This is a genomic window from Pseudomonas sp. KH_017, from assembly GCF_057840285.1.
This window is the reverse complement of the sequence record NZ_CM174509.1, coordinates 5,960,165-5,983,327: the sequence shown is the minus strand read 5'-3', so window position 1 is coordinate 5,983,327 and position 23,163 is coordinate 5,960,165. Positions and strand designations below refer to the sequence as shown.

Below are 23,163 nucleotides of genomic sequence, written 5' to 3'. Positions count from 1 at the left end.
GTCCATAACCTTTGTTTATGGGTTTGCCATCTTTATGCATTGTTCAACGCCTGTCACCTGGCTCTACCCTTGGCCTCGTCTTCACAACGGTTTTAAGGACGGACATGGCTCAGCATGTGTGCATCATCGGTGGCGGCGTGATTGGCCTGGCAACGGCCTATGCGCTGGTGCGCGACGGCTTTGAGGTGACGGTGGTCGAGGCTCGGGACTCGCTGGGCAGCGAAACCAGCTTCGCCAACGGTGGCCAGTTGTCCTATCGCTATGTCGCGCCCCTGGCCGACGCCGGTGTGCCTTTACAAGCCATCGGTTGGATGCTGCGCGGCGACTCACCGTTGAAGCTGCGTCCGCGCTTCGACCCGGCCCAGTGGCGCTGGATGGCGTCGTTCCTCGGCGCCTGCCGCCGCTCGGTCAACCGCGAGAACGCCGCGCACTTGCTGCGTCTGGCGCTGTTCAGCCAGGACACTTTGAAGTCCTGGCGCGAGGACGATGGACTGGCGGGATTCCAGTGGCGGCGCAATGGCAAACTGGTGACTTTCCGCCAGAACAGCAGCTTCGAGCATGCGCGCCAGGGCCTGGCCGACCCGCAGCAACAGCAGGTGTTGTCGCCGGCCGAATGCGCGCAACTGGAACCGGCGCTGTTCGATGCGCCCTTTGTCGGGGCGATCTACACGCCGGACGAAGAGGTCGGCGACTGCCACGGTTTTTGCCAGCAATTGGCCGCCCGGCTGCAAGCGTCCGGTCGTTGCGAGTTTCGTCTCGGACAAGCGGTGACCGGCATTCGCCACAGCAACGGCAGCGTCAACGCCATCGAACTGGGCGAGCAAGTGCTGCCGGTCGATCAACTGGTGATCGCCGCCGGTCACCGCAGTCCGCTGTTGGCGCTGCCCGGGCTGCAACTGCCGCTTTATCCGCTCAAGGGCTACAGCCTGACCGTGCCGATCGGTGCCGGTCACCGGGCGCCGGACGTGAGCATCACCGACTACGATCGCAAGATCGTCTATGCCCGCATCGGCAAGCAATTGCGAGTGGCGGCGATGGTCGACATCGTCGGCTTCGACCCTGCGCTGGACCCCAAGCGCCTGGCGCTGATCAAGCGTCAGGCCCATGACACCTTTCCAAATGCCGGCGCCTATGACGAAGCCGTCGAGTGGGCTGGCATGCGCCCGGCCACCCCTAGCGGCGTGCCGTTGTTGGGCGCGACGGCGTATCGCAACCTGTGGCTCAACCTCGGCCACGGCGCGCTGGGTTTCACCCTGGCATGCGGCAGCGGGCGCTTGCTCAGTGAGCTGATCGGCGAGCGCCGGCCTTCCATCGACCTGCGCGGTTTCAACCACCGGGCCGCCTGAACACCGATTTCTGAAGAGGACACTGCAATGACCATTACCCGACTGCACAGCAATCCGCGCCTGGCTGGCGCCGTGACCTTTGGCGACCTGGTGTTTCTCTCCGGGCAGGTGCCGGACGATTCCCGGGATGCCAGCGGCCAAACCCACGAAGTGCTGGCGAAAATCGATACCTTGCTGGCCGAGGCGGGCAGCGACAAGGATCATCTGCTCAGTGCGACCATTTACCTGAAGAACATCACCGAAGATTTCGCCGCGATGAACGAGGTCTGGTCGGCCTGGCTATCGCCGGGGCAGGCACCGAGCCGCACCACCGTGCAGGCCGAACTGGCCCGCCCGCAGGTGCTGGTGGAAATCACCGTCATCGCTGCGCGCGTCTGATAAAACAACACCCACAACAACGGAGAATAACAATGCAAAAAATCACGTTGCTCGCTTGTACGCTTGGCCTGTTGCTCGGCAGTCAGGTTCAGGCCAATGAAGCGCCGCTGACCGGCACCCTGAGCAAGATAGCCAGCGCCAACAGCATCACCCTGGGATATCGCGATGCTTCGGTGCCGTTCTCCTACGTGGGCGATCACAGCGGCAAGCCGATGGGTTACTCGGTGGATCTGGCGGGCAAGATCGTCGAGCGCATCCAGCAGCAACTGGCGCTGCCGGACTTGAAGGTGAAGTACAACCTGGTGACCTCGCAGACCCGCATTCCACTGGTGCAGAACGGCACCGTAGACCTGGAGTGCGGCTCCACCGGTGTGACCGCCGAACGGCAGAAGCAGGTGGCGTTCTCTTATGGCTTCATCTACGTCAAAGGCCAGTTGCTGACCGCGAAGGACAGCGGGATCAAGAGCTTCGCCGACCTGCGCGGCAAGAACGTGGTGACCACCGCCGGCACCACCAACGAGCGCTTCCTGAAAAGCTACAACGTCGATCACAAGATCGACATGTTCGTGATCAGCGCCAAGGACCACGGCGAAGCCTTCCAGATGCTGCAGTCGGGCCGGGCGGCGGCGTTCTACATGGACGATGCGCTGCTCTACGGCGAGCGCGCCAAGGCCAATGACCCGCACAAGTGGGTGGTGGTCGGGGAGGAGCAATCGCGGGAGATCTACAGCTGCATGGTGCGTAAGGACGATCCGCAGTTCCTGGCGCTGGTCAACGGCGCGTTGGCGGATCTGTACAGCTCGGGCGAGATCAATGGCATCTACAAGCGCTGGTTCGAGCAGCCGATCCCGCCGAAGGGGTTGAACCTTGAGTTCCCGATGACCAGCGAACTCAAGGCGATCATTGCCAAACCGGTGAGTGATCCGGTGCAGTAGTGTGCAGACCGAGGCGCTGCCTTCGCGAGCAAGCCCGCTCCCACATTGGAACGCATTCCCCTGTGGGAGCGGCGGTGCGGCGATCCGACTTGCTCGCGAAGAGGCACTAGAAGTCGCCCCAGAGTTGCTGGGCCACCGCCAGTGCAACAACCGGCGCGGTTTCGGTGCGCAGCACCCGTGGGCCGAGGCGGGCGGCGTGGAAGCCGCTGGCCTTGGCCTGATCGACTTCGGCATCGGACAAACCACCCTCCGGACCGATCAGGAATGCCAGGCTTGAAGGTTTGGCATGGCTCACCAACGGCTCAGCCACCGGATGCAGCACCAGCTTCAACTCAGCCTGCGTCTGCTTCAACCAGTCGGCCAGCAACAGCGGCGGATGAATCACCGGCACTCGCGAGCGCCCGCACTGTTCGCATGCGCTGATCGCCACCTGGCGCCAGTGCAGCAGGCGTTTGTCGGCGCGCTCGTCCTTGAGCCGGACTTCGCAGCGCTCGGTGAAGATCGGGGTGATTTCAGTGACGCCCAGTTCCGTGGCTTTCTGGATCGCCCAGTCCATGCGCTCGCCCCGGGACAGGCCCTGGCCGAGATGGATTTGCAGCGACGATTCGACCTGCCCGGCGAAGCTTTCATCGATCTGCACCACGACGCGCTTTTTGCCGACGTCGACCAGCCTGGCGCGAAACTCCTGACCCGAGCCGTCGAACAACTGCAACGCATCGCCCTCGGCCATGCGCAGCACGCGGCTGATGTAATGGGCTTGGGCTTCGGGCAACTCGTGCTCGCCGATGCTCAGGGGGGCGTCGATAAAGAAGCGGGAGAGTCTCATTTTGGTTCTCGGGAAAGATGTGAATCAGATGAATCGGTGTCGACTTCATTCGCGAGCAAGCCCGCTCCCACATTGGAATGCACTTCCCTGTGGGAGCGGGCTTGCTCGCGAAAGCGGCAGTCCAGGCACCACAAATGTTGAATAAATCAAATCAACCCGGATCACGGAACCCCGGGTGGAAGTCCTTCGGCACCGCCACGCTGACGCTGTCACGGGTTGCAATGTCGATCCCTTCGCTGGCTACTTCGGCAAGGAAGTCGATCTGCTCCGGGGTGATCACATACGGCGGCAGGAAATACACCACGCTGCCCAACGGACGCAGTAAAGCACCGCGCTCCAGGGCGTGCTGGAACACCTTCAGGCCGCGACGTTCCTGCCATGGGTAAGCTTCCTTGCTGGCCTTGTCCTTGACCATCTCGATGGCCAGCACCATGCCGGTCTGGCGCACTTCTGACACGTTCGGGTGATCGACCAGATGCGCCGTCGACGAAGCCATGCGCTGCGCCAGGGCCTTGTTGTTCTCGATGACGTTGTCTTCTTCGAAAATATCCAGGGTCGCCAGGGCCGCCGCGCACGCCAGCGGGTTGCCGGTGTAGCTGTGCGAGTGCAGGAAGGCGCGCAGGGTCGGGTAGTCGTCGTAGAACGCGCTGTAGACTTCGTCTGTGGTCATGCACGCCGCCAGCGGCAGATAACCGCCGGTCAGGGCCTTGGACAGGCACAGGAAATCAGGGCGGATGCCGGCCTGTTCGCAGGCGAACATCGTCCCGGTGCGGCCGAAGCCGACGGCGATTTCGTCGTGGATCAGGTGCACGCCGTAGCGGTCGCAGGCTTCTCGCAGCAGCTTGAGGTACACCGGGTGGTACATGCGCATGCCACCGGCACCCTGGATCAACGGCTCGACGATCACCGCCGCGACCGTGTCGTGGTTTTCGGCCAGGGTCTGCTCCATGGCCGCGAACATGTTGCGCGAGTGTTGTTCCCAGCTCATGCCCTCGGGACGCAGGTAGCAGTCCGGGCTCGGCACCTTGATGGTGTCCATCAACAGCGCTTTGTAGGTCTCGGTGAACAGCGGCACGTCGCCCACCGACATCGCCGCCATGGTTTCGCCGTGGTAGCTGTTGGTCAGGGTGACGAAGCGCTTCTTGGCAGGCGCACCGCGATTGAGCCAGTAGTGAAAGCTCATTTTCAGCGCGACTTCGATGCAGGACGAGCCGTTATCGGCGTAGAAGCACCGGGTCAGGCCTTCCGGCGTCATCTTCACCAGGCGCTCGGACAACTCGATCACCGGTTGATGACTGAAGCCGGCAAGGATCACATGTTCGAGCTGGTCGACCTGGTCCTTGATGCGCTGGTTGATCCGCGGGTTGGCATGGCCGAACACATTGACCCACCAGGAGCTGACCGCATCGAGGTAGCGCTTGCCTTCGAAGTCTTCCAGCCACACGCCTTCCCCGCGCTTGATCGGGATCAGCGGCAGTTTTTCGTGATCTTTCATCTGGGTGCAGGGATGCCACAACACGGCGAGATCACGTTGCATCCACTGATTATTCAGGCCCATTTTCACTCTCCTGGAGGCGGTCCGTGACCAGCGCGGACAAACAATCGCGCAAGCCTATGCAATGCGTGCCACGGGGACAACCCATTGTGTCGAATCAGCTACTTTGTACAGGCCGATAGACGTTGCTGGCGGGCGTCTGAAGGCTGACGTATCCTTCGCGGTTCTTGAGCCGTCTGGCTCGCAAAATACTACTGTTTTCCTCGTGTGATTCCGGAGTTCGCTGAATGTCTGTCGGTTGGCTGCGCGCCTGTGCGCTGGTGATGTTGGGGCTGTTCAGCGTGTCTGCGCTGGCCAAGGATAAAACCGCGATCGTGATCGGCGGCGGCCTGTCGGGCCTGACTGCTGCGTATGAGCTACAGAACAAGGGCTGGCAGGTCACCCTGCTGGAAGCCAAGTCGAGCCTGGGCGGCCGTTCCGGCATGGCCACCAGCGAGTGGATCGGCAACGACAAGGTCCAACCGGTTTTGAACAAGTACGTATCGAATTTCAAGCTGAGCACCACGCCGGCCCCTGAATTCGTGCGGACCCCAAGCTACCTGATCGATGGAGAGTATTTCTCCGCCGCCGACCTGGCGACCAAACAGCCGGCCACCGCCGAGGCGCTCAAGCGTTTCGACAAGACCGTGGACGATCTGGCGCGCTCGATCGACGACCCGCAGAACCCGGCCGCCAACAACACGCTGCACGCGCTGGACCAGATCAACGTGTCGAGCTGGCTCGACAAGCAGAACCTGCCGGCCACCGCTCGCCAGTTGATCAACCAGCAGATCCGTACTCGCTACGACGAGCCTTCGCGCTTGTCGCTGCTGTATTTCGCGCAGCAGAGCCGCGTCTACCGTGGCGTCTCCGATCGTGACCTGCGTGCTTCGCGCCTGGTTGGTGGCAGTCCGGTGCTGGCCCAGGCCCTGGTCAAACAGCTGAAAACCATCAAGACCAGCTCCCCGGTCTCGGCGATCATTCAGGACAAGGACGGCGTGACCGTCAAAGTCGACAGTGTCGGTTATAAAGCTGACTACGTTGTATTGGCAGTGCCGTTGCGCGCCCTGAACAAGGTCCAGATGACCCCGGCGCTGGACGCCCAGCACCTGGCGGCGATCAAGGGTACCAACTACGGTTGGCGCGACCAGATCTTGCTCAAATTCAAGACGCCGGTGTGGGAAAGCAAGGCGCGCATGTCCGGTGAGATCTACAGCAACACCGGCCTGGGGATGCTGTGGGTCGAGCCTGCCCTGAAGGGCGGTGCAAACGTGGTGATCAACCTGTCCGGCGACAACGCCCGCGTCATGCAGGCGTTCGGCGACAAGCAGATGGCCGATCAGGTACTGATTCGCCTGCACGCTTTTTATCCACAGGCCCGTGGCTCGTTCACCGGTTATGAAATCCGTCGCTACAGCACCGACCCGTCGATGGGTGGCGCGTACCTGGCCTTCGGTCCGGGCCAGATCAGCAAATTCTGGCGCCTGTGGGAACGCCCGATTCAGCGCGTAGCCTTCGCTGGCGAACACACCGACACCCTGTACCCCGGCACCCTGGAAGGTGCGCTGCGTACCGGTCAACGTGCAGCCGGCCAGGTTGAAGACCTGGCGGCGGGCAAGTCGTTCGAACCGGCCAAGGCAGTCCCGGCAGTCGCTGCGGCGGCGGGCGCCGGTGCGGTGGCGGCGAAGAAGGGCAACTTCTTCAGCAACCTGTTCGGCGGCTCGGATGACGAGAAGAAGCCAGAGCCAGTCAAGGCGCCAGAGCCGGTAGCACTTGCTCCGGTGCCCACCCCGGCCCCGGCCGTAGCACCGGCTCCGGTCGAAGCACCGAAGCCACTAACCCCGGCAAAAGCCGAGCCTGCGAAGAAGGCACCGGCCAAGGCCCCAGCCAAACCGGTAGCCAAGACCGAAACGAAAAAAGCTCCGGCCAAGGCACCAGTGAAGAAAACCGAGACGGCGAAGAAGCCAGTGGCTAAACCCGCGGCGATTCCGACAACGGATGCCAAGGCGTAGTAACGTTCAGGCGTAAAAAAGCGCGGCTCAAGGCCGCGCTTTTTTTTGCCTGAAGAAAAACCGGGACCAGAATCGAATAAACTTTTTGATACAGGTGTTCTCTGTTTTGTATTCACTTTTTCTCACAATTTCGACTTTAATCTTTCCTTAACTCGCAGGCTTCAGACTCTTGATCGCATTTTTCGATATTTCAAAGCAAATTTTTCCGCTTTAATTCGATAGATAACTCGATAGTCTTGGGCCAGCACTTACAGGATCTAGGCAATGCAGCTACGTAACTCTACTTCCCGCTACGGCTGGGTCAGTATCGTCATTCACTGGGGTGTGGCACTGGCGGTCTTCGGTCTGTTCGCGCTTGGGCTGTGGATGGTCGGGCTCGACTACTACAGCACCTGGCGCAAAGACGCGCCGGACCTGCACAAGAGCATCGGCCTGGTGTTGCTGGGTGTGATGTTGCTGCGGGTGCTGTGGCGTTTCATCAGCCCACCGCCACCAACCCTGGCCAGCTACAGCCGCATGACGCGCCTCGGCGCTAAATTCGGCCATGGCTTTCTGTACCTCAGTCTGTTTGCCGTGTTGATTGCCGGTTACCTGATTTCCACCGCAGAAGGTGTCGGTATCCCGGTGTTTGGCCTGTTTGAAGTCCCTGCGCTGGTATCCGGACTGCCGGACCAGGCAGATACCGCTGGCGTGATTCACCTCTACCTGGCGTGGGTGCTGGTAATTTTTTCCGGCCTCCATGCGTTGGCAGCATTGAAGCACCACTTTATCGATCGTGATGTGACCCTCAAGCGAATGCTGGGTCGCAAAGCCTGAAGTTCAACCTCGACTCCAAAGGAAAACAAAGCATGTTGAAAAAGACTCTGGCCGCTCTGGCAATCGGCTCCGCCCTGTTGTCCGCCGGTAACGTAATGGCCGCTGACTACGTGGTTGACAAAGAAGGCCAGCACGCCTTTGTTGACTTCAAGGTCAGCCACCTGGGCTACAGCTTCATCACCGGTACTTTCAAGGACATCGACGGCAAGTTCAGCTTCGACGCTGCCAAGCCTGAAGACAGCAAGATCGAGTTCAACGTGAACACCGCCAGCGTGTTCACCAACAACGCCGAGCGCGACAAGCACATCGCCAGCAAAGACTTCCTGAACGCCAGCAAAGCCAAGTTTGTTTCCACCAGCGTCAAGCCCACCGGCAAAAACGCCGCTGGCAAGGACACTGCTGACGTAGCTGGCGACCTGACGATCCTCGGTGTAACCAAGCCAATCGTGGTCAAGGCCACTTTCCTGGGCGAAGGCAAGGATCCATGGGGCGGCTACCGTGCAGGCTTTGAGGGTACTTTCAGCCTCAAGCGTTCCGATTTCGGCAAGCAGAAAGACCTGGGCCCATCGTCCGATGCGGTTGAGATGTACGTGACTTTTGAAGGTGTAAAAGCGAAGTAACTTTCGCTCGAGCATGGAAAACGCCCCTGATCGAAAGGCCAGGGGCGTTTTTTTTGGGGGATCATTTTTATGAGTGACACATAACCATTGTGGGAGCGGGCTTGCTCGCGAATACGGTGGGTCAGTCACCGTAGATGCTGAATGTACTGCAGCTTTCGCGAGCAAGCCCGCTCCCACAGGTAATTGGTCAGCCATAAAAAATGCCCCGGCTCTTTCGAACCGGGGCATTTTCATTGCAGCGATAACTCAGCGATTGCGGGTCAGCAGCGCTGGTTTCTCACCACGAGGACGGCTTGGCAGCTGATCCAGCTGCTCAGGTGTCGGAAAGCGGTCAGCCTTCGACTCCTTGTGCATGATCTTCGGCGCGGGACCGCGCGGATTCTGTACGGCAGGCTCCGAACGCGGCTGGTCGTCACGGGCCGGGCGGCGATTGCGCGAGTCTTCGCGGCGAGCCTGGCCGTCGCGCGGTGCGCCACTGCGAGGGCCGCTACGCTTGGCCGGTGGAGTGCCGGTACTGGCACCATCGCTGTTGCGCGGACCGTTCTGGCGACCTTGTGGCTTGCCGGAACGTGGAGCGCCCGAACCTGCCGCGGTGCCTTGTGCCGGAGCACCCGGACGACGACCACGGCCTTGCGCGGGTTTCTGCTGCGGCACGTAGTCGACGCGGTTGCCGAAGTTATCGATATCGTCGTCCAGGAACTCGTCCGGGGCACGATCAGCGGCGGCACGAGGAGGCTGCGACGGACGCTGTTCGCGAGCCGGAGTACCTTCACGTGGCTTTTGCTGACGGGCAGGGCGCTCGCCGCGTTCGCCGGCCGGTTTTTCCTTGCCCTTGTCCTTGCCTTTGTCCTTGCGACCGCCGCCGCCACCGCTGCCGTTCGGACCGTCGCCGCGCGGACCACGTGGATTGCGCGGGTTACGCATGTCCGGACGCTCGCGCACTTCAGGTTTCTCGGCTTCCACGGCGCTCGCATCGAAGCCCATCAGGTCGCCGTCGGCGATTTTCTGCCGGGTCATGCGTTCGATGCTTTTCAGCAGTTTTTCTTCGTCCGGGGCTACCAGCGAAATCGCCTCGCCCGAACGACCGGCACGGCCGGTACGGCCGATGCGGTGCACGTAGTCTTCATCGACGTTCGGCAGCTCGAAGTTGACCACGTGTGGCAACTGGTCGATGTCCAGGCCGCGGGCGGCGATGTCGGTGGCCACCAGGATGCGCACGGTGCCAGCCTTGAAGTCGGCCAGGGCTTTGGTGCGGGCGTTCTGGCTCTTGTTGCCGTGGATCGCGACGGCGCTCAGGCCATGCTTGTCCAGGTACTCGGCCAGGCGGTTGGCGCCGTGCTTGGTACGGGTGAACACCAACACTTGTTCCCAGGCGCCGGCGGTGATCAGGTGCGCCAGCAGCGAACGCTTGTGGCTGGCCGGCAGGCGGAATACGCGCTGTTCGATACGCTCGACCGTGGTGTTCGGCGGAGTGACTTCGATGCGTTCCGGGTTGTGCAGCAGCTTGCCGGCGAGGTCGGTGATGTCCTTGGAGAAGGTCGCCGAGAACAGCAGGTTCTGGCGTTTGGCCGGCAGACGGGCCAGGACCTTCTTCACGTCATGGACGAAGCCCATGTCGAGCATGCGGTCGGCTTCGTCCAGTACGAGGATTTCCACGTGGGACAGATCGACGCTGCCTTGGCCGGCCAGGTCGAGCAGGCGGCCAGGGCAGGCCACCAGCACGTCTACGCCACGGGCCATGGCCTGAACCTGCGGGTTCATGCCGACACCGCCGAAGATGCAGGCGCTGACGAACTTCAGGTCACGGGCATAGACCTTGAAGCTTTCATGCACTTGGGCTGCGAGTTCGCGAGTCGGGGTCAGGACCAGTACGCGCGGCTGGCGCGGGCCGTGACGCTGGGATTTGTCCGGGTGACCGTTGGGGAACAACCGCTCCAGGATCGGAAGGGCGAAACCGCCGGTTTTACCAGTACCTGTCTGTGCCGCGACCATCAGGTCGCGACCTTGCAACACGGCGGGAATGGCCCGCTGTTGCACCGGAGTAGGCTCGGTATAGCCCGCTGCCTCGATGGCGCGGACTAAAGCCTCGGAGAGACCGAGGGAAGCAAAGGACATGAGTAATCCTGTTTTAAGTTAGGGCTTGGCCCAATGGGAGTCTTGCCTGGCGCGAATGGCGTTTAAGAGGACGCAATCCCGTCCGGTCCTGCTGGGTCTCGAAGGCTCGTCTGCAAGCGCTCGCGCGGGCTGAAAGCTGCGCAGTAGCGGGGTTGAGATGCCTTTAACGATTCCGAGCGTCCGGGCGTGAGCCTGGCGGGAAGGCCGGAGTATAACAGAGCAATCACTGTGCGCCGCTTTCCTGCTGCTCAACGGTTTTTTCCGTGGCGGCCGTGGTCTTTTCAGTCTTCACGCTGGCTGCCGGTTCCGCGCCGTAGCGGGCACTCAGTTCAGCGTAGGCGGGCTCGCGCTTGAAGCGTTTGAGTTCGGCGCCGAAACGCTGCACCAGCAGATCCATGCCCGCATTGCGCCGCACCGCGAGAAACTGGCTTTGCTGGCTGATGATCGTGGGGTTTTCGGTGATCTTGTCGCGGATGCCCAGTTCATCGAGCAAATGCTGGCCGACCCGGCGGTCGGTGATCAGCAGGTCAATCCGCCCGCGTACCAGTTTGCCGAAGTTGGCCTCATGGGTGGGGGCCGGCTCGCGGGTGAACAGCGTCGAATCGCTGAAATCCTTGCTGTACAGGTAACCCGGCGAGGTGCCGATGGTCAGGCCTTGCAAGTCATCGAGGGTGCGAAACGGATGGGGCCGTTCATTGGCGTAGAACATCACGAACTGGACTTCAGACAGTGGTTCGCTGGGGTAGAGCAGGGTCGCATCGCGTTCGTCGCTGTGAAAGATGTCCAGCGCGCCGTCGGCCTGGCCTGATTCAAGCATCGACAGGCAGCGTTTCCATGGCAGGAATTGCCACTCCACTTCGATGCCCAGGCGCTTGAAGACAATGGCGGTGGTTTCGTAGTCCAGGCCCAGGGATTTGCCGTTGTCTTCGTACACATAAGGCGCCCACGGCTCCGTGACAATGCGCAGCTTCTCGCCCCGGGCGGCGAAGCTCAGGCAAGTGAAGACAAGCACGGCGACTAACTGCGTGATCAAAGGCATGGGCTTGAGATTACGACGAGAATCCGGAAAGAGCCAGAAACTGACCGCAGATGCTCTAACTCCGTGGATTGCCGCACATTAATAGTGCATTGAAAGCAAAAGATCGCAGCCTGCGAAAGCTCCTACAGGAGCTGCCGAAGAATGCGATCCTTTGATCTTGCTTGTAGCTTTCAGCTTGAAACTTGCAGCTGCTTCAACGCGGCAACTTCAGGTTGTTCCACACCGCCAGGCTCGCTTCAGCCTGGTTCAGTGTGTAGAAGTGCAGCCCTGGAGCGCCACCCTGCAGCAGTTGTTCGCACATCTCGGTGATGACCTGTTCGCCAAAGCGCTGAATGCTCTGTGTGTCGTCGCCGTAGGCTTCCAGTTGCTTGCGGATCCAGCGCGGGATTTCCGCACCGCAGGCATCGGAGAAGCGCGCCAGCTTGCTGTAGTTGGTGATCGGCATGATGCCCGGCACGATCGGGATGTTCACACCCAATGCCCGCACGCGTTCCACGAAGTAGAAGTAGCAGTCGGCGTTGAAGAAGTACTGGGTGATCGCACTGTCGGCGCCAGCGTTGGCCTTGCGCACGAAGTTGGCAACATCGTCTTCGAAATTGCGCGCTTGCGGATGCATTTCCGGGTAAGCGGCGACTTCGATGTGGAAATGATCACCGGTTTCTTCACGAATGAATTCAACCAGGTCATTGGCGTGGCGCATTTCACCGCTGGCCATGCCCATGCCCGAAGGCAGGTCACCGCGCAGGGCGACGATACGCGTGATGCCGGCGGCCTTGTACTGGGCCAGCAGGCCGCGCAGGTCAGCTTTGCTATCGCCCACGCAGGACAGGTGCGGGGCGGCAGGGATTTTGATTTCGCTTTCTAGCTGCAACACGGTGTTCAGCGTGCGATCACGGGTCGAACCGCCGGCGCCGTAGGTGCAGGAGAAGAAATCGGGGTTGTAGGCGGCCAGCTGGCGAGCAGTGGCCAGCAGCTTTTCTTGCCCAGCATCGGTCTTCGTAGGGAAGAACTCGAAGCTGTAGCGACGATCTTGGGACATGGGAATACCCTTGAAAACGCGTAAGCCTGTGAGGCTTGCACATCCCAATGTGGGAGCGGGCTTGCTCGCGAAAGCGGTGGGTCAGACGACACGAATGTTGAATGATAAATCGCTTTCGCGAGCAAGCCCGCTCCCACAAGGGAGAGCAGGCAGCAGATCCGATCAGTAGCGGTAAGCGTGCGGCTTGAACGGACCTTCGACGGTCACGCCGATGTAATCGGCCTGGGTCTTGGTCAGTTGAGTCACGACGCCGCCAAAGCCGCGGACCATTTCCAGGGCCACTTCTTCGTCGAGTTTCTTCGGCAGTACTTCAACGGTCAGGCGCTCGGCCTTCTGGGCTGGCGACAGGTCGGCGTACTTCTGGCCGAACAGGAAGATCTGAGCCAGAACCTGGTTAGCGAACGAACCGTCCATGATGCGGCTCGGGTGGCCGGTTGCGTTACCCAGGTTAACCAGACGGCCTTCGGCCAGCAGGATCAGGTAGTCGTCGTTGTGCGGATCGAAATCGCCAGCGCCGGTACGGTGGATCTTGTGAACCTGCGGCTTCACTTCTTCCCATGCCCAGTTCTTGCGCATGAAAGCGGTGTCGATTTCGTTGTCGAAGTGACCGATGTTGCAGACAACAGCACGCTTTTTCAGGGCTTTGAGCATGTTCGAGTCGCAAACATTGACGTTGCCGGTGGTGGTCACGATCAGGTCGATCTTGCCCAGCAGCGCCTTGTCGATGCTTGCTTCGGTACCGTTGTTGATACCGTCGATGAACGGCGAAACCAGCTCGAAACCGTCCATGCAGGCTTGCATGGCGCAGATCGGGTCGACTTCGGAAACCTTGACGATCATGCCTTCCTGACGCAGGGACTGAGCGGAGCCCTTGCCCACGTCGCCGTAGCCGATAACCAGCGCTTGCTTGCCGGACAGCAGGTGGTCGGTACCGCGCTTGATCGCATCGTTCAGGCTGTGACGGCAGCCGTACTTGTTGTCGTTCTTGCTCTTGGTCACCGAGTCGTTGACGTTGATGGCCGGGATTTTCAGCTCGCCCTTGGCCAGCATGTCCAGCAGGCGGTGAACGCCGGTGGTGGTTTCTTCGGTCACGCCGTGGACGCGATCCAGAACCTGTGGGTACTTCTTGTGCAGCAGCTCGGTCAGGTCGCCGCCGTCGTCGAGGATCATGTTGGCGTCCCAAGGCGCGCCATCTTTGAGGATGGTCTGCTCCAGGCACCACTCGTACTCTTGCTCAGTCTCGCCTTTCCAGGCGAAAACCGGGATGCCGGCAGCGGCGATGGAAGCGGCGGCCTGGTCCTGAGTCGAGAAAATGTTGCAGGACGACCAGCGCACTTCGGCACCCAGGGCAACCAGGGTTTCGATCAGCACGGCAGTCTGAATGGTCATGTGGATGCAGCCGAGGATCTTCGCGCCCTTGAGCGGTTGCTCTTCGGAGTACTTGCGACGCAGACCCATCAGGGCTGGCATTTCGGACTCGGCGATGATGGTTTCGCGACGGCCCCAGGCAGCCAGGGACATGTCGGCGACTTTGTAGTCGGTAAAATCTGCAGGCGTGATAACAGCGCTCATGAAGAGCCTCCATTCGTAATGTATGCGAATGGGCGCCGTTGTGCGTTTAGTGTCCAGCCAGTAAAGGCCAGGCAACGCCCCATCCGAGCCTGACAGGTCAAACCTGCTGCAGCGCCCCTCGGACAGGTGGCGGGAAACGGTAGCAATTGAAGATGACCGTTTTGAAACGGTGGCGATTATAGCGGGCTATGTCGATCTTCCAAAGCGTTTCTGTCGGTCAATGTCCGAACGGTAATCGAGACCATAGACGATGCTCAATAGAGCTCCAGGTCGGGCTCTGCCATGATGGTCAGCATCATTCGGCAAGACGCTCAGGAGTGAACATGAACTTCCACACCCGCAAATGGGTAAAACCCGAAGACCTCAACCCCAACGGCACGCTGTTCGGCGGCAGCCTGCTGCGCTGGATCGACGAAGAGGCGGCGATCTACGCCATCGTCCAGTTGGGCAACCAGCGTGTGGTCACCAAGTACATTTCCGAAATCAACTTCGTCAGCGCCTCGCGCCAGGGCGACATCATCGAACTGGGCATCACGGCGACCGAATTCGGCCGCACTTCGATCACCCTGACGTGTGAGGTACGCAACAAGATCACCCGCAAGAGCATCCTTACCGTTGAAAAAATGGTGTTCGTGAACCTCGGTGAGGACGGCTTGCCGGCACCTCATGGCCGGACCGAGATCAAGTACGTCAAGGACCAGTTCCAGGATGATGACGCCGGTCAGTAACATCTGCGTTGCTTTCTTCGCGAGCAAGCCCGCTCCCACAGGTACAGCGCCGTCCATGTGGGAGCGGGCTTGCTCGCGAAAGCGGTTCTGTATTCACCGAAGAATTGTCTGAGTACTGAACAGCCGTAAACCCCGCGTGTCGTAGCTAAATAGCCCGCCACCGGTTGCGCATCCCATGAACTCGGCACAAGACGGCAAGACCCCGAACCTTTCGGCGCAAGAAGAGCACGAAGTCGAAAAGAGCCAGCCACCCCGTGCCGCGGTGTTGCACGAGATCATCCGTACCCAGGGCGACCAGGAACTGGAGCGCAGCATTGCCGCGTTGTGGTGGTCGGCGCTGGCGGCGGGGTTGACCATGGGCCTTTCGCTGATGGGCATGGGGTTGCTCAATTCGCGTCTGCCGGATGGCGAAGGATTCAAGGTGATCGCGAGTTTCGGTTACTGCGCCGGTTTTCTCGCCGTGATCCTGGCCCGTCAGCAACTGTTCACCGAAAACACCCTGACCGCCGTGCTGCCGGTGATGACCAAACCGACGCTGGCCAACTTCGGCCGGCTGCTACGGTTGTGGACGGTGGTGCTGGTCGGCAACCTCAGTGGCACCTTGCTGGTGGCGTACGTGATGCTGGAGCTGCCGATTTTCGACAGCAAGACCGATGTCGCCTTCCTCGATATCGGCCGCAAGGTCATGGAAAACCACGCCAGCCAGATGTTCGCCAAGGGCATCATTTCCGGATGGATGATCGCCACCATGGTCTGGATGATCCCGTCCATGGAGAGCGCCAAGATGTGGATCATCATCCTCATCACCTACCTCATGGCGCTGGGGGATTTCACCCACATCGTGGTCGGTTCGCTGGAGGTTTCGTATCTGGTATTTGCCGGCGAGTTGCCGTGGAGTGATTTCTGGCTGGTGTTCGCCGGTCCGACGCTGGCGGGGAACATCATCGGTGGCAGTTTTATTTTCGCGCTGATCAGCCATGCGCAGATTCGCAGCGAAAGTGGGCCGCCGAAGAAATCAGCGGATCAGAGCGAAGCGCCCGATCCGCAGGTGATCAAAAAACAATCAAGCTGATCCTCAGCCCGCCACATCAAGCGCAGCCGCACCGCGACGCTGGCGATAGATGAAAAACAGTGCAGTCAACACGGTCAGTCCGCTGACCAGTGCACCGGTCCACGGCAAGTCCGCAAGGTCCGCGCCGCTGGCCACCACCAAGCCGCCAATCCATGCCCCGGCGGCGTTGCCAAGGTTGAAGGCGCTCTGGTTCAAGGTCGACCCCAGGTTCGGTGCCTCGTGGGCCTGATCGATGATCAGCAGTTGCAGGATCGGGCACAGGGCGAAGGCAAACGTCCCCCACAACACCAGTGTGATTGCCGCCGGGATCACCGAATGGCTGGTTTGCGAAAATACCGCCAGCACCACCAGCACCGCCAGCGCCATGCCCACCAGTGAAGGCAGCAAGCGGCTGTCCGCCAGACGACCACCGAGCATGCTGCCGGCGGTCAAGCCAACGCCGAACAACAGCAGCATGATGGTGACGCCGTGGGGGCTGACACCGGTGATGTCCTGCAGGATCGGCGCAATGTATGTGAACACACTGAACAGGCTGGTCGAGGCCAGCACACTCATGCCCAAGGCCAGCAGCACGTTGGCCTTGCCCAGTACCTTGAACTCGCTGGCCAGGTTGGCTTTATCCATCGCGATGTTTTTCGGCAGCCAGACCCATTGCGCAATCGCGGCCAGAACCCCGATTACCGACACCGCCCAGAAGGTCGAGCGCCAACCTGCGTATTGCCCGAGTGCGGTGCCCAGTGGCACGCCGAGCACATTGGCCAGGGTCAGGCCGGTGAACATCATGGCAATCGCCTGAGCCCGTTTGTTGGGTGCCACCAGCCCGGCGGCCACCACCGAACCGATGCCGAAAAATGCGCCGTGGCACAGTGCCGTGATCACTCGCGCGGCCATTAGCGTGGCGTAGTTCGGCGCCAGTGCGCAAAGCATGTTGCCGAGGATGAACATCAGTGTCATGCCCAGCAGGGTGGCCTTGCGCGGCATGTTGGCGGTGCCGACCGCGAGGATGGGTGCACCGAACACCACGCCCAGGGCGTAGCCGGTGATCAGCAATCCGGCATCGGGAATGCTCACGCTGAGGTCGCGGGCGACATCGGGCAAAAGACCCATGATGACGAATTCAGTGGTGCCGATGCCGAACGCGGCAACAGCGAGGGCAAGCAAAGCGAGTGGCATGCGCGAGGTCTCTGTCGGTAGTCTTGACGCTGTGATCAGGCATACGCAGGCCGACGACCGTTCTCGATGAGAGCGGGCCGGGCAGAATTTTTATAGGAATTAGTCTGTGCGCAACTGAGTGCGGCGTGGTCGCTTGCAGTATAAACAGCCACTGAAATATGGCGAATCAATTCTGTACCTGGCCCCTGTAGGAGCGAGCTTGCTCGCGATGGACGTGAACGAAGACGTGTATTCACTGGTTGGCTGCGGTGCCCTCACGTTTTTCGCGAGCAAGCTCGCTCCTACAAAGGGCAGGGTCAAAAAAAGGAGTAGGCCGTGCTTGCGACGGCGTTGGTGTTGGTGGCGGCGCTGTTGCATGCGGCGTGGAATACCCTGATCAAGTTCAGTGCGGAGCGGTTGTTGGTGGTGGCCTGCATGGACAGCGTGGCGCTGCTCTTTGTCGTGCTGATGTTGCCGTTCCTGAGCGTACCGCCGCTGGAGATCTGGCCATGGATCCTGGCATCGGCGGCGTTCGAGTTGCTCTATCGCTATTTGCTGATCCAGGCCTATCGGGTCGGCGACCTCGGGCTGGTCTATCCATTGATGCGCGGCCTGTCACCCTTGGTGGTGCTGGCGCTGACGCTGATCTTTGCCGGGGAAGTACTGACCCATCAGCAGATTTTCGGCATCCTGCTGATCCCGTTCGGCATGCTGTGCCTGCTCTGGCAGGGCGGCGGCGGAGCGCGCCTTCCATGGTCGATGCTACCGGTGGTGGCGTTGATCGGCCTGTGCATCGGTTGCTACACCTACATCGACGGGCAGGCGTTGCGGCGCTGGTCCCATCCACTGGATTACCTGGTCTGGGTCACCTTGCTCAGTGCCTGGCCGTTTCCGTTGTTGGCATTGGTGCGCAAACGACCCGCGTTCATGTTGTTCTGGCGCGAGCAGTGGCGACTGGGCCTGGCCGTCGGGTTCTGCGTGTTGTTCAGCTACGCTCTGGTGCTGTGGGCGATGCAGTTGGGCTCGATTGCAGAGGCAGCGGCGTTGCGAGAGATCAGCGTAATTCTGGTGGTGCTGTTTGGCATGCGTTACCTCAAAGAACCTTTTGGCGGGCCGCGCCTCTTAGCCTGTGGGCTGGTGCTGATCGGCATACTGGTGATGAAGTTTTGATCGCCGTTGATGGATTCGATTTTCTAAAACTTGAAGAAGGGACTGCGTAATGACGGTTGCTCTGTGGTGCATTTTGATCGCGATCTTCCTGCCGTATGTGTGTGTGGGTGTGGCCAAGATCAGTGGCGGGTTCAGGTTGAGAGACAACCATGATCCCCGGGATTTTCTCGATTCGCTGGACGGCTTGGGCAGGCGCGCGAATGCGGCGCAACTGAACAGCTTTGAAGTGACCCCGGCGTTCGCCGCGGCGGTGATCGTGGCGCACCTGGCCGGCAATGCCGAACTGGTGACGATCAATGTGCTGGCCGTGCTGTTCATTACCAGCCGCCTGCTCTACATCATTTGCTACCTGGCGGACTGGGCGACGCTGCGGTCGCTGGTGTGGTTCGTGGGGATGGCGTTGATCGTGAGTTTCTTTGTGGTGTCGGTCTGACAGATCTTCAGGGTTCTCACCGGCCTCTTCGCGAGCAAGCCCGCTCCCACATTTGATTTTCAGTGGACACAAAATTTGTGTTCGACGGTGAGCCTATGTGGGAGTGGGCTTGCTCACGAAAGCTGTCTGTCAGGCGATGCGGGACTCAAGGATTGGCTTTAACCGCATCGGCCACCTGCGGTACTTGTGGCAGCGCAGCACCTTTGGGCCAGAGCATCCAGATCTGCCCCTGCTGTTTCATATCTCCGGCCAGTTGTCCGGCCGCATCGCCGGTGCCCCAGAACAGATCCGCCCGAACCTCGCCGGCAATGGCGCCGCCGGTGTCCTGTGCTGCCACGGGGCGAACCAGGGCTGTGCCGTCCGGTTTGGTGGTGGACAGCCACAACAGGCTGCCCAGCGGAATCACCTTGCGATCCACCGCCGCGCTGTAACCGGCGGTCAACGGTACGTTCAGCGAGCCGCGCGGACCTTCGTTGCTGTCCGGGTTGCGGGTGAAGAACACGTAGCTGGGGTTGCTGCCGAGCAGTTCGGGAATCCGCGACGGATTGGCCTTGGCCCAGGTGCTGATGGCGCCCATGGTCACGTCTTCTTTTTTCAACTCGCCCTGTTCCACCAGCCAGCGGCCGATCGGTCGATACGGATGGCCGTTCTGATCGGCGTAGGCAATGCGCAACTGGCGACCATTGTCGAGCTGGATACGACCCGAACCCTGGATTTGCAGGAACTGCAGGTTCATCGGATCGGTCAGCCAGGCCACGACCGGCGCCTTGACCCCTTTGGTTTCGATGGCTGCCGCATCGTCGTATGGCTTGAGCACGCGACCTTCGAGTCGACCGCGCAGGCGTTTGCCCTTGAGTTCCGGGTAAATGCTGTCGAGGGCGACGATGATCATGTCTTCGGGGACGCCATAGACCGGGACATTGGCAACGCCGGTCTGGGTCAGGCTCCCGGGATAGACCGGTTCGTAGTAGCCAGTGATCAAGCCGTTGGGGCTGTCGTTGGCGGCGCGCAGGCCATAGACATCGAGGTTCTGTTTGAGGAAACCGCGAATGTCGCTGGCGGTTTGCGGCACGTTGGCAGCCGCGGCACAGGTACCACCCCAGACCGGGTCGGACTTGAGTCGGGTACAGGCGCTGCGCCACGAACCGAAGCCGGCGACCAGGTCGCTGTCGGACACCGCCGGCAGCGCTTCCCATGTGGCGCTGGAGTAGGTGGCCAGGGCGTGGGTTTTCGGTTGTTGTTTGTCGCCGCCGGTGCAGCCTGCGAGCAGGGCCACCATCGGCAAGGTCCAGGCCAGGCTGTGACGCCATGCCTTGAAACGGCTGTTCATGGAGTGATTCCTTTGCCGGTTGCCTGAGCGCTCCATGCGTTCAAACAACCCTTGTTGATAATAGGGCTATTGGTCTTTGCCGATGACGCGAGGATACTGGCCGCCGTTTCCCGTGACCTGAAGCCACCATGACTCTTAAAAGACTTTCTGTTGTATTGCTGGCCTGCCTGACGTTGTCCGCTTGTGGCGGCATCGACCCCAACTCGCCGCTCGGCCAGCGCAAGGCGATTTTCAAGCAGATGCTCAATACTGGCGAAGACCTGGGCGGCATGTTGCGTGGGCGCATTGCGTTCGATGGCCCGAAGTTCGCCGAAGGCGCGGTGAAACTCGATGCGTTGTCCCGTGAGCCGTGGCAGCATTTTCCGCAAGTGCGCGAGGAAGATCACACCAGCGCCAAGAGCGATGTCTGGGAGCAACAGACACGCTTTCAGGCAATGGCCCGCGACCTTGAAAGCGCCACCGGTGAATTGGTGATCGCCAGCCAGGTTCAACCCTACAAGGCCAGCAACCTGGGGCCGGCGGTGCAGAAAGTCGAAGATGCTTGCAGTGCTTGTCATAAGGCGTTTCGGGATCATTGATTGGTGTTGCTCGGTCTGACGCCTTCGCGAGCAAGCCCGCTCCCACATTGGTTCTTCAGTGAACACAGCATTTGTGTCAACCGAGAGTCAAATGTGGGAGCGGGCTTGCTCGCGAAGACTGCTTCGACAACACCAAAGATCTTTGTTCGTTATCTGTTCTTATTTATCCAGCTCATCCAGCGCGTTCTGCAATTCCTTGCGGGCATCGGCGAGTTTGTCTTTGCGCTTGTTGATCTTGTCAGGGTCGCCTTTGCTCATGGCCTTGTCGAGGTCCGCCTGACGCTTGCTGACTTCGTGCTTGGCGTCGAGCACCTTGTTTTCCCGTTCCTTCTTCAGCGAGGCGTCGGTGCAGTTCGCTTCGACTTCGCTCAGGGCCTTTTCCAGGCCTGCCTGCTGGTCGGCATTGCCATGGACCTTGGCCAATTCGATCTGGTTGACGATACCTTGCTTCTTGGCGGCGCAACCGGTCAGCCCCGGCGCTTCCTCGTCCGCCATCAACGGGGTGGCCAGCACGCTGCAAAGGGTCAACAGGGCGAGCGGTGAAAGAAATTTCATAAAAGCTCCATGTAGGAAAGCAAGCAAGCCGGTGTGGCAATGGCTTGTTGGAGCCCAGCGGTCCCCTGGGGTTCCCGGTGGGCGCAGGGCTGACAGCTAAAAGCCGTCAATCCCCGCATCACGTAACGTTTCACTCAAGGCCTGGACCTGCGGATCGCGGAAAAAAGCGTTCAGTTGCGCCGCGCGCCCTGGCCCTATATCGGCCTCGGCCCGCCATTGTTCGATGTCTCGCTGCGCCAGTACCTGCCATGAATCGCCGAGATGCGCCTGGCCTGTCGGCGGCAATCCCAAGGCTTTCAGCCAGTGCGCGAACGGGCGTTGCCGGGCTCGGTTGAAGCTGTCTGCAAGGCGAGCCGCGCTGCGCTCGCCGAAACCGTCAATGGTAGCAAGCTCTTGGGCATCGAGGGTCAACCAATCCAGCAGACCGTTCAGGCGACCTGTTGCAAGAAGTTTTTCCCAGGTGCCCGGACCCACATTGGGCAGCGCCAGACCCTGTTTGCTGCTGAGCCAGGTCAGGCGCGCGAGAAACTGGCTCTTACAGCCCGGAGTCGGTTGCCAGCAACTCAATGAATGAAAGTCTGCTGCCAGCGGCACGTTCAATTCGGCGCGTTCGCTGCTGCGCGATACAACGCTATCGAGCCTGGGAATGGTCAGCCCGGCCAGGCTGATGGCGACCTGATCACCCGGGCGTATGTCCAGCGCCTGCCAGCGTTGCAACGAACTGACGCTGACGTGTTTGATCTGCCGGTCATCGAGCTTTATCGGGGTCAGTTCAAGTACCGGAGTGATTCGCCCGGTCCGGCCGATCCTGAAATGAACCTTGCGGACATCGGCCAGTGCCTGGGCGAAGGGGTATTTCCAGGCGATGGCCCAGTAGGGTGACCTGGCTTGCCAGCGTTCGGCGGCCGGGCGCTGGTTTTGGCGCAGGACCACGCCGTCGCTGGCAAAGGGCAGGGCGGAGCTATACCAGTGTTCGCGCCAGCGTTCGGCATCGATGACAGAGGCGATTGGCTGACTGTATGCCGTGGTACTCGGGAAGCCCAGCGCAGTCAGCGCCGCGGCACGCGCGGGCACGCTCGCCGGCCCTTGGGGCCAGTCCCAGACAAACAGGTCGATGCCGGCGGCCTGTTCGGCGCTCAAGAACTTGCGTGCCATCAGACCGGCCACCGAGGCACGAGCATTGAGGCTACCGGCCCGGGCCTGCACGTGATCGGTCAGGCGCCAATACAGTTCACCTTGCACGATCAAGTCCCGGGTCTGCGATAGCCGTTGCGGGATGGCCGGAATCTGCCGCGCAGGAACCGTCCAGTCCTGACCGCTCTCGCCGTCGCCGCGGCTGATTGCCTGGGCCAACAGACCGTTGCGATAAACCAGGGTCACCGCCACGCCATCGACTTTAGGCTGGACCCAGACGTCCACCCGGTCACGCAGCCATTTTTCCACGGCGGGCCGATCGTGCAGTTTGTCCAGGCCGGTGTGGACGATGGGGTGGGTCAGCGTGCCGCGCGCAGTGCGCAAGGGGTCTGCGGACGGGCTCAGGTTGAAGCAGTGGCGCCATTGGGTGAGTCGCGCGCGGGACTGGTCGTAGAGTTCATCGGCGACCAGTGAGCGTCCCTGACGGTGATAGCTGTCGTCCCAGAGGTCGATTTGCTGTTGCAGTTTGCCGACTTCGTTCTGGGCGCGTTCGGATGGCCAGTCCGGGCACTCGGCGGCGTTGGCGGTCAGGTGGGCAAAGGTCAGTAGAGCGGCGAAAAACAGGCGCAGGTCGGGAAGCATCTTGAGCGTCCTTGCTCGGTGAGGTGCGTGAAGGCTAGGTCAGTATGGGGTGGCGCGCAGAGGGGGTATTTTGCCGGGTATTTCCTGGTGGCTGTGCTGGCCTCATCGCGAGCAGGCTCGCTCCCACAGGGAGTTAT

The 23,163-nt window shown here is 60.9% G+C and carries 21 protein-coding genes and 1 riboswitch; of the genes, 11 read left to right on the top strand and 10 right to left on the bottom strand.

Going from position 1 to position 23,163, the window contains the following annotated elements; genetic code table 11:
• The first annotated feature begins 104 nt into the window (after positions 1-104).
• The 3 genes from AC3IT6_RS27280 to AC3IT6_RS27270 are packed head-to-tail and all read left to right on the top strand — an operon-like array spanning position 105 to position 2,659.
• The gene (locus AC3IT6_RS27280) at positions 105-1,346 is read left to right on the top strand and encodes a D-amino acid dehydrogenase (protein ID WP_489353690.1); all 1,242 of its coding nucleotides are present in this window, start codon (positions 105-107) and stop codon (positions 1,344-1,346) included.
• Positions 1,347-1,373: 27 nt separating this feature from the next.
• Entirely contained in the window at positions 1,374-1,724 is a 351-nt protein-coding gene (locus AC3IT6_RS27275; RefSeq protein WP_489353689.1) for a RidA family protein, read from the top strand.
• Between the two features lie 32 nt (positions 1,725-1,756).
• Positions 1,757-2,659, top strand: a complete 903-nt coding sequence (locus AC3IT6_RS27270; protein WP_008050279.1) for a transporter substrate-binding domain-containing protein — start codon at positions 1,757-1,759, stop codon at positions 2,657-2,659.
• 106 nt (positions 2,660-2,765) lie between these two features.
• On the opposite strand, the gene AC3IT6_RS27265 is transcribed toward AC3IT6_RS27270, so the two are convergent.
• Together AC3IT6_RS27265 and AC3IT6_RS27260 are read right to left on the bottom strand one after the other, a co-directional pair.
• The gene (locus AC3IT6_RS27265; RefSeq protein ID WP_489317529.1) at positions 2,766-3,485 is read right to left on the bottom strand and encodes a 16S rRNA (uracil(1498)-N(3))-methyltransferase; all 720 of its coding nucleotides are present in this window, start codon (positions 3,483-3,485) and stop codon (positions 2,766-2,768) included.
• 151 nt (positions 3,486-3,636) lie between these two features.
• Entirely contained in the window at positions 3,637-5,043 is a 1,407-nt protein-coding gene (locus tag AC3IT6_RS27260) for an adenosylmethionine--8-amino-7-oxononanoate transaminase (protein WP_489353688.1), read from the bottom strand.
• Positions 5,044-5,267: 224 nt separating this feature from the next.
• Here AC3IT6_RS27260 and AC3IT6_RS27255 point away from each other — a divergent pair, with 224 nt between their 5' ends.
• The 3 genes from AC3IT6_RS27255 to AC3IT6_RS27245 all read left to right on the top strand — a co-directional run bounded on the left by AC3IT6_RS27255 (position 5,268) and on the right by AC3IT6_RS27245 (position 8,467).
• Complete coding sequence (locus AC3IT6_RS27255; protein WP_489353687.1) at positions 5,268-7,031, top strand: flavin monoamine oxidase family protein; 1,764 nt, start codon at positions 5,268-5,270, stop codon at positions 7,029-7,031.
• A gap of 264 nt (positions 7,032-7,295) precedes the next feature.
• Positions 7,296-7,847, top strand: coding sequence for a cytochrome b (locus AC3IT6_RS27250; protein ID WP_489353686.1), 552 nt, complete (start codon positions 7,296-7,298; stop codon positions 7,845-7,847).
• Between the two features lie 32 nt (positions 7,848-7,879).
• Positions 7,880-8,467: a YceI family protein gene (locus tag AC3IT6_RS27245; RefSeq protein ID WP_150755123.1), complete on the top strand. Its 588-nt coding sequence runs from the start codon at positions 7,880-7,882 to the stop codon at positions 8,465-8,467.
• A gap of 246 nt (positions 8,468-8,713) precedes the next feature.
• Here the strand turns inward: AC3IT6_RS27245 and rhlE2 are convergent, their stop codons facing one another.
• The 4 genes from rhlE2 to ahcY form a co-directional block, all read right to left on the bottom strand.
• Positions 8,714-10,582, bottom strand: coding sequence for an RNA helicase RhlE2 (gene rhlE2, locus AC3IT6_RS27240; RefSeq protein WP_223445413.1), 1,869 nt, complete (start codon positions 10,580-10,582; stop codon positions 8,714-8,716).
• 223 nt (positions 10,583-10,805) lie between these two features.
• Positions 10,806-11,621 (bottom strand): substrate-binding periplasmic protein, encoded by an 816-nt coding sequence (locus AC3IT6_RS27235; RefSeq protein WP_150755125.1) that lies wholly within the window; start codon positions 11,619-11,621, stop codon positions 10,806-10,808.
• Positions 11,622-11,814: 193 nt separating this feature from the next.
• A complete protein-coding gene (metF, locus tag AC3IT6_RS27230; RefSeq protein WP_489353685.1) occupies positions 11,815-12,660 on the bottom strand; it encodes a methylenetetrahydrofolate reductase [NAD(P)H] in 846 nt (281 codons plus the stop codon).
• Positions 12,661-12,822: 162 nt separating this feature from the next.
• Positions 12,823-14,232, bottom strand: a complete 1,410-nt coding sequence (gene ahcY / locus AC3IT6_RS27225) for an adenosylhomocysteinase (RefSeq protein ID WP_489353684.1) — start codon at positions 14,230-14,232, stop codon at positions 12,823-12,825.
• 23 nt (positions 14,233-14,255) lie between these two features.
• A riboswitch (S-adenosyl-L-homocysteine riboswitch) is annotated at positions 14,256-14,358 on the bottom strand.
• A gap of 197 nt (positions 14,359-14,555) precedes the next feature.
• Here ahcY and AC3IT6_RS27220 point away from each other — a divergent pair.
• Both AC3IT6_RS27220 and AC3IT6_RS27215 read left to right on the top strand, forming a co-directional pair.
• Positions 14,556-14,960 carry an acyl-CoA thioesterase gene (locus AC3IT6_RS27220; RefSeq protein ID WP_008050263.1) on the top strand — a complete coding sequence of 135 codons (405 nt, stop codon included), beginning with the start codon at positions 14,556-14,558 and terminating at the stop codon, positions 14,958-14,960.
• A 175-nt stretch (positions 14,961-15,135) separates the two neighbouring features.
• Positions 15,136-16,032: a formate/nitrite transporter family protein gene (locus AC3IT6_RS27215; protein ID WP_489353683.1), complete on the top strand. Its 897-nt coding sequence runs from the start codon at positions 15,136-15,138 to the stop codon at positions 16,030-16,032.
• 3 nt (positions 16,033-16,035) lie between these two features.
• Here AC3IT6_RS27215 and AC3IT6_RS27210 read toward each other — a convergent pair whose 3' ends face one another.
• On the bottom strand, positions 16,036-17,205 hold the full coding sequence (locus tag AC3IT6_RS27210) for an MFS transporter (RefSeq protein ID WP_489353682.1): 1,170 nt from the start codon (positions 17,203-17,205) through the stop codon (positions 16,036-16,038).
• Between the two features lie 315 nt (positions 17,206-17,520).
• Here AC3IT6_RS27210 and AC3IT6_RS27205 point away from each other — a divergent pair, with 315 nt between their 5' ends.
• Together AC3IT6_RS27205 and AC3IT6_RS27200 are read left to right on the top strand one after the other, a co-directional pair.
• Entirely contained in the window at positions 17,521-18,354 is an 834-nt protein-coding gene (locus AC3IT6_RS27205) for an EamA family transporter (RefSeq protein WP_057712956.1), read from the top strand.
• Positions 18,355-18,403: 49 nt separating this feature from the next.
• Entirely contained in the window at positions 18,404-18,787 is a 384-nt protein-coding gene (locus tag AC3IT6_RS27200) for an MAPEG family protein (protein ID WP_008003453.1), read from the top strand.
• A 145-nt stretch (positions 18,788-18,932) separates the two neighbouring features.
• Here the strand turns inward: AC3IT6_RS27200 and mltA are convergent, their stop codons facing one another.
• Positions 18,933-20,117, bottom strand: coding sequence for a murein transglycosylase A (mltA, locus tag AC3IT6_RS27195; RefSeq protein WP_223445423.1), 1,185 nt, complete (start codon positions 20,115-20,117; stop codon positions 18,933-18,935).
• 128 nt (positions 20,118-20,245) lie between these two features.
• On the opposite strand from mltA, the gene AC3IT6_RS27190 reads away from it, so the two are divergent.
• Positions 20,246-20,695: a c-type cytochrome gene (locus AC3IT6_RS27190; protein WP_150755131.1), complete on the top strand. Its 450-nt coding sequence runs from the start codon at positions 20,246-20,248 to the stop codon at positions 20,693-20,695.
• A 159-nt stretch (positions 20,696-20,854) separates the two neighbouring features.
• Here the strand turns inward: AC3IT6_RS27190 and AC3IT6_RS27185 are convergent, their stop codons facing one another.
• On the bottom strand, positions 20,855-21,250 hold the full coding sequence (locus tag AC3IT6_RS27185) for a DUF1090 domain-containing protein (RefSeq protein WP_057712960.1): 396 nt from the start codon (positions 21,248-21,250) through the stop codon (positions 20,855-20,857).
• A 96-nt stretch (positions 21,251-21,346) separates the two neighbouring features.
• The gene (gene ligB, locus AC3IT6_RS27180; protein WP_489353681.1) at positions 21,347-23,026 is read right to left on the bottom strand and encodes an NAD-dependent DNA ligase LigB; all 1,680 of its coding nucleotides are present in this window, start codon (positions 23,024-23,026) and stop codon (positions 21,347-21,349) included.
• Between the last annotated feature and the right edge of the window lie 137 nt (positions 23,027-23,163).

Coding starts and splice junctions, on each gene's coding strand:
- ligB (WP_489353681.1), bottom strand. CDS start 23,026: ATGCTTCCCGACCTGCGCCTGTTTTTCGCCGCTCTACTGACCTTTGCC.
- ahcY (WP_489353684.1), bottom strand. CDS start 14,232: ATGAGCGCTGTTATCACGCCTGCAGATTTTACCGACTACAAAGTCGCC.
- AC3IT6_RS27210 (WP_489353682.1), bottom strand. CDS start 17,205: ATGCCACTCGCTTTGCTTGCCCTCGCTGTTGCCGCGTTCGGCATCGGC.
- AC3IT6_RS27270 (WP_008050279.1), top strand. CDS start 1,757: ATGCAAAAAATCACGTTGCTCGCTTGTACGCTTGGCCTGTTGCTCGGC.
- metF (WP_489353685.1), bottom strand. CDS start 12,660: ATGTCCCAAGATCGTCGCTACAGCTTCGAGTTCTTCCCTACGAAGACC.
- AC3IT6_RS27215 (WP_489353683.1), top strand. CDS start 15,136: ATGAACTCGGCACAAGACGGCAAGACCCCGAACCTTTCGGCGCAAGAA.
- AC3IT6_RS27280 (WP_489353690.1), top strand. CDS start 105: ATGGCTCAGCATGTGTGCATCATCGGTGGCGGCGTGATTGGCCTGGCA.
- AC3IT6_RS27260 (WP_489353688.1), bottom strand. CDS start 5,043: ATGGGCCTGAATAATCAGTGGATGCAACGTGATCTCGCCGTGTTGTGG.
- mltA (WP_223445423.1), bottom strand. CDS start 20,117: ATGAACAGCCGTTTCAAGGCATGGCGTCACAGCCTGGCCTGGACCTTG.
- AC3IT6_RS27255 (WP_489353687.1), top strand. CDS start 5,268: ATGTCTGTCGGTTGGCTGCGCGCCTGTGCGCTGGTGATGTTGGGGCTG.
- AC3IT6_RS27220 (WP_008050263.1), top strand. CDS start 14,556: ATGAACTTCCACACCCGCAAATGGGTAAAACCCGAAGACCTCAACCCC.
- AC3IT6_RS27245 (WP_150755123.1), top strand. CDS start 7,880: ATGTTGAAAAAGACTCTGGCCGCTCTGGCAATCGGCTCCGCCCTGTTG.
- rhlE2 (WP_223445413.1), bottom strand. CDS start 10,582: ATGTCCTTTGCTTCCCTCGGTCTCTCCGAGGCTTTAGTCCGCGCCATC.
- AC3IT6_RS27190 (WP_150755131.1), top strand. CDS start 20,246: ATGACTCTTAAAAGACTTTCTGTTGTATTGCTGGCCTGCCTGACGTTG.
- AC3IT6_RS27235 (WP_150755125.1), bottom strand. CDS start 11,621: ATGCCTTTGATCACGCAGTTAGTCGCCGTGCTTGTCTTCACTTGCCTG.
- AC3IT6_RS27185 (WP_057712960.1), bottom strand. CDS start 21,250: ATGAAATTTCTTTCACCGCTCGCCCTGTTGACCCTTTGCAGCGTGCTG.
- AC3IT6_RS27275 (WP_489353689.1), top strand. CDS start 1,374: ATGACCATTACCCGACTGCACAGCAATCCGCGCCTGGCTGGCGCCGTG.
- AC3IT6_RS27200 (WP_008003453.1), top strand. CDS start 18,404: ATGACGGTTGCTCTGTGGTGCATTTTGATCGCGATCTTCCTGCCGTAT.
- AC3IT6_RS27265 (WP_489317529.1), bottom strand. CDS start 3,485: ATGAGACTCTCCCGCTTCTTTATCGACGCCCCCCTGAGCATCGGCGAG.
- AC3IT6_RS27250 (WP_489353686.1), top strand. CDS start 7,296: ATGCAGCTACGTAACTCTACTTCCCGCTACGGCTGGGTCAGTATCGTC.